Origin of the sequence: Pantoea sp. SIMBA_079 (genome assembly GCF_046940275.1) — a bacterium.
In the GTDB taxonomy this organism is placed as follows: Bacteria; Pseudomonadota; Gammaproteobacteria; order Enterobacterales; family Enterobacteriaceae; genus Pantoea; species Pantoea borealis.
Genome location: NZ_JAWRYR010000001.1, coordinates 236,986 through 252,039, shown reverse-complemented (window position 1 = coordinate 252,039; position 15,054 = coordinate 236,986). Strand labels below are relative to the sequence as shown.

General features: G+C 42.6%; 14 protein-coding genes. All 14 read right to left on the bottom strand.

What is annotated here, in order from left to right; all coding sequences use genetic code 11:
• Window positions 1-55: 55 nt before the first annotated feature.
• Window positions 56-1,465, bottom strand: a complete 1,410-nt coding sequence (gene gndA, locus SB719_RS01115; RefSeq protein ID WP_304233108.1) for an NADP-dependent phosphogluconate dehydrogenase — start codon at window positions 1,463-1,465, stop codon at window positions 56-58.
• Window positions 1,466-1,627: 162 nt separating this feature from the next.
• Complete coding sequence (locus SB719_RS01110) at window positions 1,628-2,041, bottom strand: WbuC family cupin fold metalloprotein (protein ID WP_314688059.1); 414 nt, start codon at window positions 2,039-2,041, stop codon at window positions 1,628-1,630.
• Complete coding sequence (locus SB719_RS01105) at window positions 2,028-3,242, bottom strand: glycosyltransferase family 4 protein (protein WP_412158778.1); 1,215 nt, start codon at window positions 3,240-3,242, stop codon at window positions 2,028-2,030. The genes SB719_RS01110 and SB719_RS01105 overlap by 14 nt, the downstream gene beginning before the upstream one ends.
• The gene (gene wecB / locus SB719_RS01100; protein ID WP_283340824.1) at window positions 3,242-4,372 is read right to left on the bottom strand and encodes a non-hydrolyzing UDP-N-acetylglucosamine 2-epimerase; all 1,131 of its coding nucleotides are present in this window, start codon (window positions 4,370-4,372) and stop codon (window positions 3,242-3,244) included. The genes SB719_RS01105 and wecB overlap by 1 nt, the downstream gene beginning before the upstream one ends.
• A gap of 8 nt (window positions 4,373-4,380) precedes the next feature.
• The gene (wbjC, locus tag SB719_RS01095; RefSeq protein WP_412158777.1) at window positions 4,381-5,508 is read right to left on the bottom strand and encodes a UDP-2-acetamido-2,6-beta-L-arabino-hexul-4-ose reductase; all 1,128 of its coding nucleotides are present in this window, start codon (window positions 5,506-5,508) and stop codon (window positions 4,381-4,383) included.
• 3 nt (window positions 5,509-5,511) lie between these two features.
• Window positions 5,512-6,555 carry a polysaccharide biosynthesis protein gene (locus SB719_RS01090; protein ID WP_412158776.1) on the bottom strand — a complete coding sequence of 348 codons (1,044 nt, stop codon included), beginning with the start codon at window positions 6,553-6,555 and terminating at the stop codon, window positions 5,512-5,514.
• A 2-nt stretch (window positions 6,556-6,557) separates the two neighbouring features.
• Window positions 6,558-7,697, bottom strand: coding sequence for a glycosyltransferase (locus SB719_RS01085; RefSeq protein ID WP_412158775.1), 1,140 nt, complete (start codon window positions 7,695-7,697; stop codon window positions 6,558-6,560).
• 11 nt (window positions 7,698-7,708) lie between these two features.
• Window positions 7,709-9,037, bottom strand: a complete 1,329-nt coding sequence (locus tag SB719_RS01080; RefSeq protein WP_412158774.1) for a hypothetical protein — start codon at window positions 9,035-9,037, stop codon at window positions 7,709-7,711.
• Complete coding sequence (locus SB719_RS01075; protein WP_412158773.1) at window positions 9,028-10,500, bottom strand: hypothetical protein; 1,473 nt, start codon at window positions 10,498-10,500, stop codon at window positions 9,028-9,030. The genes SB719_RS01080 and SB719_RS01075 overlap by 10 nt, the downstream gene beginning before the upstream one ends.
• Window positions 10,500-11,561: a pseudaminic acid synthase gene (gene pseI, locus SB719_RS01070; protein WP_412158772.1), complete on the bottom strand. Its 1,062-nt coding sequence runs from the start codon at window positions 11,559-11,561 to the stop codon at window positions 10,500-10,502. The genes SB719_RS01075 and pseI overlap by 1 nt, the downstream gene beginning before the upstream one ends.
• A gap of 1 nt (window position 11,562) precedes the next feature.
• Entirely contained in the window at window positions 11,563-12,087 is a 525-nt protein-coding gene (gene pseH / locus SB719_RS01065) for a UDP-4-amino-4,6-dideoxy-N-acetyl-beta-L-altrosamine N-acetyltransferase (RefSeq protein WP_412158771.1), read from the bottom strand.
• The gene (gene pseG / locus SB719_RS01060; RefSeq protein ID WP_412158770.1) at window positions 12,084-13,181 is read right to left on the bottom strand and encodes a UDP-2,4-diacetamido-2,4,6-trideoxy-beta-L-altropyranose hydrolase; all 1,098 of its coding nucleotides are present in this window, start codon (window positions 13,179-13,181) and stop codon (window positions 12,084-12,086) included. The genes pseH and pseG overlap by 4 nt, the downstream gene beginning before the upstream one ends.
• Before the next feature lie 4 nt (window positions 13,182-13,185).
• The gene (pseF, locus tag SB719_RS01055; RefSeq protein ID WP_412158769.1) at window positions 13,186-13,872 is read right to left on the bottom strand and encodes a pseudaminic acid cytidylyltransferase; all 687 of its coding nucleotides are present in this window, start codon (window positions 13,870-13,872) and stop codon (window positions 13,186-13,188) included.
• Window positions 13,869-15,029 (bottom strand): UDP-4-amino-4,6-dideoxy-N-acetyl-beta-L-altrosamine transaminase, encoded by a 1,161-nt coding sequence (gene pseC, locus SB719_RS01050; RefSeq protein WP_412158768.1) that lies wholly within the window; start codon window positions 15,027-15,029, stop codon window positions 13,869-13,871. The genes pseF and pseC overlap by 4 nt, the downstream gene beginning before the upstream one ends.
• Window positions 15,030-15,054 lie beyond the last annotated feature (25 nt).

The window sequence follows — 15,054 nt, the reverse complement described above, 5'->3', positions numbered from 1 at the left end:
GCCAATCATTGTCAGCATAGAAAAACACCTCCCGGACGGGAGGTGTTAAGAACAGTTACTCTAACCACTCGGTGTGGAACACGCCTTCTTTATCGGTACGCTTGTAAGTATGCGCACCAAAGTAGTCACGCTGCGCCTGGATCAGGTTGGCAGGCAGCACCGCTGAACGGTAGCTGTCATAGTACGCGATAGCAGCCGAGAAGGTCGGGGTCGGGATGCCGTTCTGTACGGCATAAGCCACCACATCGCGCAGCGCCTGCTGATACTGGTCAGCGATATCTTTAAAGTATGGCGCTAACAGCAGATTGGCGATATTGGCATCGGCAGCATAGGCATCAGTAATCTTCTGCAGGAACTGCGCACGAATGATGCAGCCGGCGCGGAAGATCTTCGCGATTTCACCATACTGCAGATCCCAGCTGTACTGCTCTGATGCCGCACGCAGCTGTGAGAAGCCCTGCGCATAGGAAACAATTTTGCCCAGATAGAGCGCGCGACGCACTTTCTCAACGAATTCAGCTTTATCACCGCTTACTGCCTGCGCCTGCGGACCGCTCAGTACTTTAGAGGCGGCAACGCGCTGCGTTTTCAGCGAGGAAAGGTAGCGGGCAAAGACTGATTCAGTGATCAGCGACAGTGGCTCACCCAGATCCAGCGAGCTCTGGCTGGTCCATTTACCGGTGCCTTTGTTCGCTGCTTCATCCAGAATCACATCGACCAGGTAGTTACCCGCTTCATCTTTCTTGGTGAAGATATCTTTCGTGATGTCGATCAGGTAGCTGCTCAGTTCGCCGTTGTTCCAGTCGGTAAAGGTTTCAGCCAGCTCTTCATTGCTCAGACCCAGCGCACCTTTCAGCAGCGCATAGGCTTCAGCAATCAGCTGCATATCGCCATATTCGATACCGTTATGGACCATCTTCACATAGTGACCGGCACCGTTCGGGCCAATGTACGCCACGCAGGCGTCGCCATCTTCTGCGCGGGCAGCGATTTTATCAAAGATTGGGGCAACGAGTTCATAAGCTTCTTTCTGACCGCCAGGCATGATAGAAGGGCCTTTCAGCGCGCCCTCTTCACCACCGGAGACGCCGGTACCGATGAAGTTAAAGCCCTGTTCACTGAGTTCCTGATTACGACGGATGGTGTCTTTGTAGAAGGTGTTACCGCCATCGATCAGAATGTCGCCTTTATCCAGATGCGGCGTCAGCGATGCGATAGTTTTGTCCGTCGCTTCACCCGCCTGCACCATCAGCAGAATACGGCGCGGTTTTTCCAGCGATTCAACAAACTCTTCTACCGTGTAAAACGGAGCAAGCTTTTTACCCGGGTTCTCAGCAATGACTTCATCGGTCTTTTCGCGTGAGCGGTTGAAGATGGACACGGTGTAACCACGGCTTTCAATGTTAAGAGCCAGGTTACGGCCCATGACTGCCATCCCTACTACGCCGATCTGTTGCTTAGACATTACATACTCCTGTCAGATGTATTTACTGCTGATGTGATTAGCAGCACAAAAGTACTTCGATGTTAACTCACTCATCTCAGATTTAGATAGCCTAAGATGCTTCCCCCGGCTCATTTGCGTAAATGTCAGGCATGAAATCAGATAACCCGCAAAATGAATGGCTTAGTTATCAGCCCATACCGGAGAAGCTTTTGCAAACGCGGGATCAAACGGTCCTTCTTTAACCTCAAGCATCAGGGCGCGTTCTGAAAGGCATTCGACGCTATGGATATCACCCGGATTAAATTCAACCAGCGTGATACCTGAGCGCGGCCCTGCAATAAACTGACGTACCACAGCACCCTGCGTATCATAAAGCCGGATATCCAGCTCCCCTTCCAGTACCGTGAACAGCTCCCACTGATGCGAAAGCTCATGGTAGTGAGGCTCAACAACGCTTCCGCTGACTAAACCAATCAGCAGACGCTGAACTTTGTCATCATGGGAAGCGTGCAGAAGAAAATGCGCGCGTTTGCGCACTGACTGCTCAGCATCCCGATAGAGCTGCTCGGTAACAGCCTTATCAATTACTCTCATGATTTACTCCAAATGCGTTTTCAATCTGACCTGCGGCAGCGCCCACTGAAAATTGCTCCAGCAGCAGCTGATAAGCAGCCGCACCCATCTCTTTTCTCAATGCCTCATCCTGCGTAAAGTTTATTGCCGCCTGCAGCAGACGCTCATCTTCACCGTTGATGAAAATCGTTCCGGCTTTGTTAGCATTAACGATATCGGCCAGATCGTTACCTTTATTGACGCTACCGAGGATTGGAATACTTTGCACCATATACCCCAGCAATTTTCCCGGAAAATTGTGTGAGGTATGGTTTGCTGCCAGAGAAAACAGACCAACATCAACCTCGGTCAGCAGACATTTAAAGGTCTTTTGATCCACCGACGGAAGATAGGTGAAGTTTGTCAACGCCCACTCCTGAGCGAGTTGATTAATCAGAGTGACTTCATCGCCCTGACCGACAAACAAAAAATGCGCCTGTGGAAAGTCCTGCATACCCTTTACCAGTCGCATCAGGTTCGTCATATCCTGTGCATGACCAATATTACCGCCGTAGAAAAACACCGTTTTGTTCTGCAGACCGGATGTCTTAACAATTGAATTGTATCCGCTATCCCCTGCACGAGCAGGTTCAATACTGGCCCAGTTGCGCAATACTCCCGCTTTTCGGTGCGGGTTATGCTGCATAAACAGCCTGAGATTATTTTCTGACATCAGCCCTATAAAACCGGCTTCATCGTAGAGGCGTTTCTCGAAATGACGGAAATACTTTTCGGTCAGCGAGCCCTGCTTAATCATGCCCGCATCAATGGCCCACTGTGGAAAAAAGTCACGCAGAATCAGATAGGATGAGCAAGCGCAGCGCTGTTTGATTTTCCTGACTAAATGCCCCCAAAAAACAGAGGGCGAATAATACACAATACCATCGAATGAGTTTGCTTTTATCTTATGACGTACCGCTCTCCACGCACGCACTGACAGCAGGCTTTCATTAATGGCCCGCTGGACATGACTGACATCTTTGATTGGACCCGTTCTGAAGCGCCAGACGGCAACCCCCTCTAACCTATCTTCCTGCAGTGCGTGCTGCAGATTTGCATCCGGGGTAATAACCGTAACGCTATGACCACGCTGAATGAACTCCTGCGCCAGCTCATGGAACATCTTTGCGCCGACGCGGGTACTGTGCGGAAGATAATCGTCAATTATAAAAGCAAATTTCATCAGTACTCTTTCCAGACAACCCGTTTAATGTAGTCAGTGTAGGAATGAATAATCCGGACAACTTTGTCTGATACATTCGGCATGCTGTAATCATAGACCTGACGCAGCAACCGCTCTTCGCCGCGCGGCTGAGTCTCAAGCACGGCAAGTGCCTGCAGCACGCGATCGCGCTCCAGTCCTGTCATCATAACCGAGGCCTCTTCAAAACCTTCCGGACGCTCATGCGCTTCGCGAATATTCAGCGCCGGGAAATTCATGATTGAGGACTCTTCAGTTATGGTTCCGCTGTCAGAAAGCACCGCCCGGGCATGTTTCTGCAGGTGATTATAGTCATGGAATCCAAGAGGTTTCAGCAGCTGAATTTTTTCGTGAAACACAATGCCGTTGGCTTCAATGCGGTTACGCGTGCGCGGATGCGTAGAGACGATAACCGGCAGCTGATACTTCTCAGCAATGGTATTCAGAATATCCGCCAGCTTAGCCAGCTGCTTCGGCGAATCGACGTTCTCTTCCCGGTGCGCACTGATAACAAAGAACTGATTTGCCTGAAGCTGCAGGCGCTCAAGCACATCAGAGCCATCAATCTGCGGCATGTAGTGTGTTAATACTTCATACATCGGACTACCGGTTTTGATAACCCGATCTGCCGGAAGACCTTCAGCCAGCAGATACTCACGCGCAATATCGCTATAGGTGAGGTTAACATCTGCGGTATGGTCAACAATCCGACGGTTGGTCTCTTCAGGAACGCGCTGATCAAAGCAGCGATTTCCAGCTTCCATATGGAAAATAGGGATTTTGCGACGTTTAGCCGCGATAGCAGAGATGCAGGAGTTGGTGTCCCCTAAGACCAGCATCGCTTCCGGCTGGACTTCGGCAAACACCTGGTCAATCTTAATGATTACCTGGCCAATCGTTTCTGCCGCGTTTTTTCCCGCAGCATCCAGAAAGAAGTCCGGCTTACGCACATTCAGGTCGTTGAAAAAGACTTCGTTAAGCTCATAGTCGTAGTTCTGACCGGTGTGAACCAGAATATGCTCACAGTACTGGTCAAGTTTATCCAGCACGCGCGACAGGCGGATAATTTCCGGACGCGTTCCTACAACTGAAACAATTTTTAGTTTTTTCATAAGGCTCTTTATAAAGGCGAAGAGAAGGTATCTGGGTTTTCCGGATCAAAAATTTCGTTAGCCCACACTATGGCAATAAGAGTTTCACTGCCAATATTTGTTACATCGTGGGCCCAGCCGGGAATAGTCTCAATGATGACTGGCTCAGCGTCACTGGTAACTACTTCATAATATTCGCCAGTGATCATGTGCCGGAATTTAAAGCGAGCTTTACCGCTCAGCACCAGAAATTTTTCAGTTTTAGTGTGGTGATAGTGCCCGCCACGTGTGATGCCTGGATAAGCAGTAAAGTAAGAAACCTGACCAGAGTCATGGCTTTTAAATGCCTCTACAAATGTTCCCCGGCTGTCCGAATGAGCCTTTACAGGATAGGAAAACTGGCTGACAGGCAGATAGCTGATATAGGTAGAGTACAGTGCTCTGACAAAACCTGTACCAACACGCTCGTTGATCAACGTTTTTCTGCTATGTTTGAAATTTCCCAGAGTACTGACAATATCGCCTAACTTAACGTTGAATTCAGGTTTCACTTCCAGAAAAATAGAATTATCCACATCAACGCTATTACCATCCATAACCCTGACAAATGATGCCATAACATCATCAATATAAACCAACCTGATCGCTTTTTCAGGGTCATCGATATGGACAGGCTTTTCATTTGCTATGTTATGGCAAAAGGTTGCTACGACAGAATTATAGTTTGGCCGGGCCCACTTACCGAATACTCCCGGTAACCTGCAAATATAAACCGGATTGTCAAACTCATCGAACAAAGACGCAAGCCGATTTTCTGCGGCGCGTTTAGAACGGCCATAATCAGTTTCTGCCTCAGCATGAATGGATGAACTAAACAAAACGGGGATTTTACGGCCCGTTTTGTGTATAACTTCAGCAATTGACTGATAAAGCACTTCCGTGAGACCGATATTATCAGTAGTGAAATCAGCAGGATTTTGCGGACGATTAACGCCCGCCAGATGAAACACAAAATCCATATCCTGCAACAGGGCTGACAGCTCATGCTCATCTTGTTTACGGTTGAACGTATGAACGGTTATATCCGGGAATTGCTTAAGATATAGATTAAGATTTTTGCCGATAAAACCTTCAGAACCTGTAATCAGGACATTCACTGCTTATTCCTCCGGATCCGCATGCTCGCCTTTGGCGATTTTATGCATAAAATCAAGTTTCATCAGCAGGCGTATCATGCCTTCAACATCAAGACGTTCTGTATTATGGGAGTTATATTCTTCTCCACACAAAGCATCAGTTAGTTTCTTTTCGCCTTCTTCGACAAATTTTGCGTAATTCAGATCGCGCGTATCAGCGGGAACGCGGAAATAATCACCCATATCTTCAGCACAGGCACGTTCTTCTTTGCTTAGCAGAGATTCATACAGCTTTTCACCATGACGGGAACCGATGACACTGACCTGGTGCTCAGGCTTATTCATCACTTTCAGGATTGCCTGGGTCAGGGTTTCTACAGTAGCCGCCGGCGCTTTCTGAACGAAGATATCACCATTGTTACCGTGCTCAAATGCATACAGGACCAGATCAACCGCATCTGCCAGCGTCATCATAAAACGCGTCATGCTGGGCTCAGTGATAGTAATGGTTTTGTCCTGCTGTACCTGCTGAACAAATAGCGGGATAACAGAACCGCGTGATGCCATTACGTTACCGTAGCGGGTGCCACAGATGACGGTGCCAGTGCCTTCAAGATTACGACTGGCCGCTACCATGACTTTTTCCATCATCGCTTTACTGATGCCCATAGCGTTGATTGGATAAACTGCTTTATCGGTGCTCAGACAAACGACACGTTTTACGCCAGCATTGATTGCGCAGTTCAGCACGTTTTCGGTGCCAAGAACGTTAGTGCGCACAGCCTGCATCGGGTGGAACTCGCACGAAGGCACCTGTTTCAGCGCTGCCGCATGGAAAACATAGTCCACACCACGCATGGCAGCAGCAATGCTGTTTTCGTCACGTACGTCTCCCAGATAAAACTTTAACTTCGCGCTATTATATTTCTTGCGCATGTCATCTTGTTTCTTTTCGTCACGACTGAATATACGAATTTCACCAATGTCGGTATCAAGAAAGCGCTTTAATACCGCGTTTCCAAACGAGCCAGTGCCACCGGTAATAAGTAGGGTTTTACCTTTAAACATCATTATCTCCTGATTAAATCTTTTGAAATTAAACATTGCAAATACATTGATGCACGCATATCCGCATAACTAAATTCCATAGCTCGCTTCCGACCGTTAAGAAGCGCAGAAGCTGATGTGGAATCATTGTCAACGTATTGAAAATATTTTGCGATTTTATTTGCTGCATCACAAGGATTAAGCGGATCAAAATAAATTGCATGCTCATTGCATACATCGTGATTAAAAGGTGTATCAGACGCAAATAAAGGCCTTTCCATAACCATAGCTTCTAATGGCGTTGCTGAAAAACATTCAAGCAGGCTGGGGAAAATTATTGCGTCCATATGTCTGTAGAAAATAGGGCATTGGTCAACCGTTAAGACACCCACATTGCAGATATCAGATTTGAATTTTTGATCACATGCTGCCCACTCTTCCGGACTAAAAGTAACATAAAACTCAGAATCAATATTATGTTCAGACTTGAGATAAGCCTTAACCTGGGGAAATATTTTTGTATTTTTATGAGGATAATTCCTACCTACAAAACCAATCTTTATTTTATCTTTTGGAAAGGGGCAATTAATTTCCTTCCATCGCTCAACCTGCAAGAATACTGCACTAAAACAATTATTTACCACAGTGACGTTTTGCGAATTGCAAATTTTTTTATCAACTAATCGACGCGCAACGTGCTCTAGCTCAACTATCAAATGATCAGCACGTTTGAAAAACATCTTTTGCAGGAAAAATTTCACCCTGGTTTTAACTTTATTCATGAAATTCATATTGGCATAGATTTCATTTTCAGGGTAGATTATCCATGGTTGAGCAAAGCCTGTAATATTTTCAAATTTCCTAGAAAAACTATATAACGGGCCAAATATCGTGAAAACTTTACTAAAAGAATTCAGTTTTTTTTGAAAATCTTTATTTAAGGCTTTTATACCATAGCTGTTTACTACACGATAATTAGGCAGAACTGTAAGATCATAATTCAAAGATCTAAGATTTTTATCAACTTCATCAGAAGCCCAAATTTCAAGTAGCTCAGGCAAGTTGCTCATCATAGTCAACTCACCGATAACTGAGGTCGCAACCTGCACACCACCACCAACGTGTAAATTACTGGCGTTAATAAGTACTTTATTTAGGTTCACGATTTTTCTCTTTAGGGTTTTGCTTTAGATTTAGCTACCAATGCATATATGAGTAGAATCCCCAGAGTAAATATCATACCTTTAATGGCAGTAAACATAACGGCATGCCAGATGAGAAATAACGAGAATGATACTTTAAACAAGAGAAACCCAACGATGAAATTTCTTTCTCTATTATATATAACTGTTTTTGCCTGCAAGTAACCTAGCATTGCAAAAACTAAGGTTTGCAGTATGAATGTAGGCAATAGGCCCATAGTTAAAAATTGAGCAGCCGGTGCAAAACCAGATAATGTTGTGCCTGTTGCGCTGTAATGTAAATAAGTTTGCAATGGTAGCAATTTGTAGGAAATATAATCCATTAAATTGATATTACTGGCACATCCAAATAGGCATTCATCCCCGATTTTTATTACCTCAGGAAATTCAAAGTTAATAATACTCCACAATACTTGCCCTTGTAATGCGATGCGCGTCAGAATAAAGTCTGAGCTATAGCCTTGAGCGACATAAGATATGCTTACAATCATTATCAGAGAGAATGCAGCAAGAAAAAGTAAGATAAATGTTGTTTTTTTAAGCTTTAAATCTCTTGTAAAAGAGGGAAGTAACATTCCCATTACAGCAAAATAAATTATAAAAGCGCTAAACTTTTGCCCTAACAATAAAACTGTAAGAAGAAAGTAAGAAATTAATAGAAATGATGACAAATACAAACCAGCTTTATTATAACGCTTATCAAAATAATAATAAACCACAAAATAAAAGGTCTGAATCATTAATGAAGGATAAAAAGATAAACCTTTGCTTTCCATCTCTGTCCAGAATGCTACCCTATTAATCCCATTTATTACAGGGCCGCCATAGAATAATAATAGCAAAAAACCTAATATCACAATAAACGTTAAGGATACAACGACAACTGAATTATATACTTTTTCTGAAAGGTTAGGCAGTCTTATTTTCCTTTTTGTCTGCATGGCAAAAGAAAACGTAACTTTAGAAACACCTATCGAATAAAAGAAATAAGCCAACATTATCAAAACAGAACCATTAGGTGAACCATATTGATCCACCTCTATCATATGTACACCATTATTAATCAGTAATAAACTTACGCACATACCAATATAGTAATAAAATGGCATTGCGCTGGTAAACAAAAAATCTGGATGGTTCTTATAGTAATAGTAAATAATAGCAATCAATGAAACCGGAACGACTAGATACTCTAACAGCTGCGTATTTCTATCACTATTTAGATACTCTACATAGCCAAGGACAAAAAAAATCACTGGCAGAAATAATGTGATGAAAAGATCAAATCGTCTTATAACCATATATTTTCATTATCTATAGCATCAATATTAGAAAAAACAATCGGCTTAATTACGCGGTTATATATTTCTTCCGCTTTGGCCATTGCAGCTTGTCCGGTAAGCATAAGATTCAGTGAACCAGGATATGTTGCCAGATAGCAGGCAGCGACAAAATCAAGAGCATAATCTCTGTCTATGGTTATATGCTCATCAATAAGTGCATCGTTCATAATATTAAACAAGTTGTGTGGATTATCAATCTTAATTACATTTTTATGATCTTCGTAAAAAACGCGACCAAATAAAAATACTTTTCTTCCTAATAGTAAAGCTTCGTAACCGACAGTACTAGTCAGGGTAATAACACCAGCAGAATATTTAATTAGCTTTTTAGTATTTTCATTAGGGCCCAGAATATTTACATTTGGTAGTTTTTTAAGATCGTTATAAAACTTTATTGATGGATAACCCCAGGCACTGACATGATCTTTTACATATAGCTTATATCCTTGCGGAAGGTTAAAAGCGATATTTTTGATAACTTCATACTCATTTAAATATGTGCCAGACAAAATTGACGTAGATGATTCTGGATGAAAATGCATTGGATAAAGTAAAAACCTATCTTTTCCCAGGTTACTCGCATCATAATAATTACGCAGCTTAAGCGTATTAATTTTTCTTCCAACATTTCTTAAAAAGAGATTAAGATAAGTTTTTACTGGATTACCAGACTGAAAGCTGTGATATTCATCATCTTTTATATGGGAAATCACACGCCTAATAGTTTTGTATTTCTCTTTATTTAAATATCGTTTAGAAATATCGACTTTATCGAGGCCATTAATTTTCATATAATCAGGAACAACAGTCTCAATATTATCCAAATAATTAGTAGCCCACTGAGATATTTCGTCAGGAACAATAATAAGATTATCCCTTATCAACTTAAAAAACTTTTTTGTCCTATTATCATTGAGCGGGTCTGAACTTAATGAAAAACGCCCTGGAATTCTGGAACCGCCTACTCCAATATATTGGATATTATTTTCCTTCGCGACAGCCCATGCTACATGAGAAAACGTATTAGAAACATTCTCATAAAGGACGTAATCCGTATTTGTTGTCTGAAAAATAAATTCGTAAAAAGATATCAGTGCGCTTAACAACCTAGATAGATAAGCTTTATCTTTAACGCCCCATATTTTATACACTTCTGCTCTTTCAAAGTCAGAAAGCAGCATGGCATTCAGATTATATTTATTATACTTTAATAGTAATTCAGGATTTAAATCGTGGTCGCGAAAATAAGAAGAAAATTCAAAAACTTTGCTCTGCAATGCGTCCAGATTATTACTGTCTTTTGAAAGTTCACTATCTACAGCAAATGATACGACCGCACCATCGTTCTGCAGCAACCTGCTCAAGTGATTAAAAAAATGATAATAATTAGGTGCGCCATTGGATAAAATTAATACATTCATTACTTTTTGAGTCCAACTATCGAGTTTGTAGTAACTGGAGTATTGATCTTTACATCCTGGCTTAATTTCTGCCCGATAATCTTTTCCATATATTTAGGCGCCAGTCCAAAACCTGGGCGAACACTTCGCACTGCATCGGCGGTAATCACTTCACCTTTTTTCAGATCTTTAACGAAATAGAGTGAACGACGGAACTGTACGTTACCCTGTTCGCTTGATTTGCGGCCATAATCTACGTTTCCTAAAGCAGACCACGCGGTTTTCACTCCACGGCAAAGTTGTTGCATTTCAACTGGCTCAAGCGAAAAACTATCATCCGGGCCACCACCAGAACGATTAAGTGTGAAATGTTTTTCAACTATCGCCGCACCTAAGGCAATACTTGTAATGGCAGTAGTATTGTCCAGCGTATGATCGGACAATCCTGTAACGAGGTTATGCTGTTGAATCATATCGCTGATGGTACGCAGATTATAATCTTCTGCTGGAGCAGGATAACCACTTACACAATGCAAAATAGCCAGCTCTTTGCAACCGGCAGAACGTGCTGCATCAATAGCTTCCTGAATCTCTTCAGCATCAGCCATCCCGGTAGAAATGATCATGGGTTTGCCGGTACTGGCGACATAACGGATCAAGGGCAGATCAATAGCTTCAAAAGAGGCAATCTTGTAAGCAGGTGCATTAAGCTCTTCAAGCAAGTCAACTGCTGTAGAATCAAAAGGCGAACTAAAAATTGTGATACCTACTTCAGCAGCTTTTTCAAATAACGTTTTATGCCACTCCCATGGCATTGCGGCTTCTTTGTAAAGGTTGTAGAGCGTCTTTCCATCCCATAATCCGCCTTTGATCTGAAAGTCTTCGCTATCTGAATTAAGAGTAATAGTATCAGCGGTATAAGTTTGCAGTTTGATAGCATCAGCACCTGCGATTTTCGCTTCTTCAATCAGTTTTAAAGCGTTTTCAATTTTGCCGTTATGATTAGCAGAAAGCTCAGCAATGACGTAGGGCGGGAAATCCTGACCAATCTGGCGTCCAGCAATGGTGATATATTTATTCATCTTATTTACCTTTTCCTGTCCACTCATTTTTTAAAAGTCCGAAACAAATAACATCATGATATGTGTTATTATCGAAGTGCTCCTGCCGCAGAACACCTTCAGTTGTAAATCCAAATTTTTCATGCAACGAAATAGATCGCTTATTGAAGTCGATAACACGCCCAACTATTTTCCTGACATTCATCTCATCAAATAAATATTCAATTATATTATATGCGAGGTATTTTCCCAGACCAGGTTTAGCATAAGGGTCTACATAAAATCCCCACTCTGCAATTTCATTCCCTACCAGGCTTATCTGCGCAAATCCTTTTGTTGTTTCATTAATTGAAAAAATAAAAGCAAACCTGTCTTTTCTCGTTGCTAATGACTCAAACCAGCTTACATGATCTACGCGTTTTATTATTTCTTTATTGAACATAAATAAGCGGATTGATTCATGGTTACGCCATTTTAGAATGAGGTCCAGATCGTCTTCACGCAACATTCTGATCGAATTATTTATCTTCAGATCAGCACCGATCATATAAGATTCTCCATCAGACAAGCTACGCGTTCTGCACCTTGTCCGTCAGCGACTAACGAACAGTTGGATGACATTGTGCTTAAAAGCTCAGCATCAGTCATGAAATTGCAGATATGCTCAGGTAGTAGCGCCAGAATATCTTGTTGAGAATTTATTACCCGTGCTGCATTTAATTTCTTAAGACTTTCAGCTATAACTCTCTGATTTTCAGCGACAACTATCATTATTGAGGGTACACCGAGAGCACAGCGTTCCCAGGCTGAAGACCCAGCCGCGCCAATCGCCAGGTCAGTTTCACTCAATAGCTTGCCCATTTCAGAGGTATCAATTAGCAAAGCTGTTTTCCAGGGATAATTTTCAATAGTTTTATATATTTCGTCCATCCAGGGAAACTTACTGCCGACAATGACATTGATACAACAATCATCTGGAAGGTTACTTTTTCTCAGGGCTTGCAGAACATCTTGCGTAGCATTGGCTGCGTCTACCCCGCCCATAGAAATCGTAATTGAGTGCAATCCATTTTTTTTTCTACGATTAAGGCTTGAGTCTCTCAATGCAGAAAACTCATCGCGCAGTAAAGCATATTTTGCACCCAGCAAAAATCTGCACGACTCAGGTGCTAACGCCAGATAATCTTCGACGGTTCTGCCAGCATTTTGATCTATCAGGACATCGCATTGATGCATACGATTTGCCAGATCATCAATGACGATAATTTTTTCTACTATTTCTTTAAGATAGCTTTCCCAGTCTGAATCAAGCGCATAATGATCCACCACGCATAAATCAATTTTCAAATCATCCAGCATACTGAGAACTTCGTGAGCATCCTGCATTTGTGTATAACCAAGCCAGTCTGCGTAACTGGCGGTTGTTTCTTTTCCATTATGAGGTTTTCTGAGCGAAAGGCAGAAATGACCGCGCTCAAGGATTTTTTCCTGAAGATGACCCTCATGAAGGCGAGTTGCAAAATAGCATTCTGCTCCTCGCCTTTTAAGTTGGTCGGCCAGAGTAAGACAACGCATTACATGACCCGTGCCTATAAGCAGCGATGCATCTGCACGAATAAGAATTTTTTTTCCTGTAAGCATTGCACTACCTTTTTAACAGATAATAAAGCTGCTCAGCTCTTTCCCAGTCACTATATGTATCAATATCCTGAACGCGCGTTCGGGGCAGCATCACAGGGATAGAGTCACTGGAAAATATAGGCTTCTGACTCAGCCAGGCCTCAGCGCTGCCCCAGTAGAATTGACCGGCATCATGCAGCCCTTCTTCAAGATCCTGCGACCGGGTATTATAGAACTCTGGAAAAAACATCTCTAATTTACCGTCCGCCTTTTTCTTCAATGCTCTCTGAATGGGGAAAGCGTATTCAGTAACGGAAAAAGCATAGTCTGCATCATGGTCTACCAGTAACTGGTGACCGATAATCAAGTCTTCCGGAATAACAAAAGGTGCAGTTGCATAAATGCAGCAGGCGTTTGTAATAGTCGCTATGTTTTCAGTCATCCATGTAATTGCGTGGGCAATTACCGGTACTGTCCCGGTGAAATCATCTGAAAGGTGTGCTGGCCGTTTGAAAGGAACCTGCGCACCAGCATTTCGGGCTACCTGCGCAATTTCTTCATCGTCAGTTGAGACGATGATGTGGTCAAACATATTGCTTTTCAGCGCTGTTTGTATTGAATGCACGATCATAGGCTGACCAGCGAATTCACGTATATTCTTTCTTGGAATTCGTTTGCTACCGCCACGCGCCGGAATAATGGCAATATTCATTGCTGTAATGCTTCTTTCAAACGCTGAACGACTTCATCTTGTTGTTCAGTAGTAAGAGTAGGAAACATAGGAATACTGATTGCTTCAGTGTAATACCTTTCTGCTTCCGGAAAATCTCCAGCTTTAAATCCCATCTCCTGATAGTATGGCTGGGTATGTACCGGTATATAATGCAGATTTACAATAATATCTTTGCTTCTGAGATAATTAAATACATCCAGATGCGTGGTTTTTATTTTGTCAAGCTGAAGCCTGACTACATATAAGTGTAACCCTGAATAACTATCAGGATGCTGCCACGGAAGTGTCAGAGGAAGCTCTGCGAGCAGTTCATTGTACCTTTCTGCAATTTCATGCCTCCTGGCAACGTACTGTTCCAATCTCTCCATCTGACTGGCACCTAAAGCAGCCTGAATATCTGTCATTCTATAGTTAAAGCCTAAAGCCACTTGCTGATAGTACCAAGGGCCATCCATTGGTTTAGTCATCAACTCAGGTTCACGAGTAATACCGTGACTTCTCAGAAGCCCCATGCTTGTAGCTAATTCATCACTATTAGTTACTGCCATACCACCTTCAGCAGTAGTAATGATTTTTACCGGATGGAAACTAAAAACTGTAATATCGCTAAATTTACAATTTCCGATTGGCTCATTTTTGTACTTGCCGCCGATTGCATGTGAAGCATCTTCTATAATTTTGAAACCAAACTTTAGAGACAGTTTATGAATGGCTTCCATATCACAAGGCTGACCGCACAGGTGAACCGGAACAACAATTTTTGGAAGACAATCTTTTTTCTCTGCCGCAATGAGTTTTTGTTCCAGCTTAACCGGGCAAAGATTATATGTTTTAGGATCAATATCAACAAAGTCTACCCGCGCTCCGCAATAGAGCGCGCAGTTAGCTGAAGCAACAAACGTGTTCGGTGTTGTCCATAACCAGTCATCTTTACCCAGCCCTAATGCAAGGCACGCAATATGCAATGCTGAAGTAGCGCTGTTTACAGCAAGTGCATGCTTAACATTAGAATGATGTGCAACTGCATTTTCAAAACGAGTGATCGCGGGACCTTGTGTTAAATTAACAGATTTTAACACTTCAACTACTGCGTCAATGTCAGCCTGAGTAATATCTTGTTGACCATATCTAATCATGATGAGCCCAATTCATATTAATTTG

Bases quoted from the DNA above. Each gene is read 5' to 3' on its own strand.
- gndA (WP_304233108.1), bottom strand. From the start codon at position 1,465: ATGTCTAAGCAACAGATCGGCGTAGTAGGGATGGCAGTCATGGGCCGT.
- SB719_RS01110 (WP_314688059.1), bottom strand. From the start codon at position 2,041: ATGAGAGTAATTGATAAGGCTGTTACCGAGCAGCTCTATCGGGATGCT.
- SB719_RS01105 (WP_412158778.1), bottom strand. From the start codon at position 3,242: ATGAAATTTGCTTTTATAATTGACGATTATCTTCCGCACAGTACCCGC.
- wecB (WP_283340824.1), bottom strand. From the start codon at position 4,372: ATGAAAAAACTAAAAATTGTTTCAGTTGTAGGAACGCGTCCGGAAATT.
- SB719_RS01090 (WP_412158776.1), bottom strand. From the start codon at position 6,555: ATGTTTAAAGGTAAAACCCTACTTATTACCGGTGGCACTGGCTCGTTT.
- SB719_RS01080 (WP_412158774.1), bottom strand. From the start codon at position 9,037: ATGGTTATAAGACGATTTGATCTTTTCATCACATTATTTCTGCCAGTG.
- SB719_RS01075 (WP_412158773.1), bottom strand. From the start codon at position 10,500: ATGAATGTATTAATTTTATCCAATGGCGCACCTAATTATTATCATTTT.
- pseI (WP_412158772.1), bottom strand. From the start codon at position 11,561: ATGAATAAATATATCACCATTGCTGGACGCCAGATTGGTCAGGATTTC.
- pseH (WP_412158771.1), bottom strand. From the start codon at position 12,087: ATGATCGGTGCTGATCTGAAGATAAATAATTCGATCAGAATGTTGCGT.
- pseG (WP_412158770.1), bottom strand. From the start codon at position 13,181: ATGCTTACAGGAAAAAAAATTCTTATTCGTGCAGATGCATCGCTGCTT.
- pseF (WP_412158769.1), bottom strand. From the start codon at position 13,872: ATGAATATTGCCATTATTCCGGCGCGTGGCGGTAGCAAACGAATTCCA.
- pseC (WP_412158768.1), bottom strand. From the start codon at position 15,029: ATGATTAGATATGGTCAACAAGATATTACTCAGGCTGACATTGACGCA.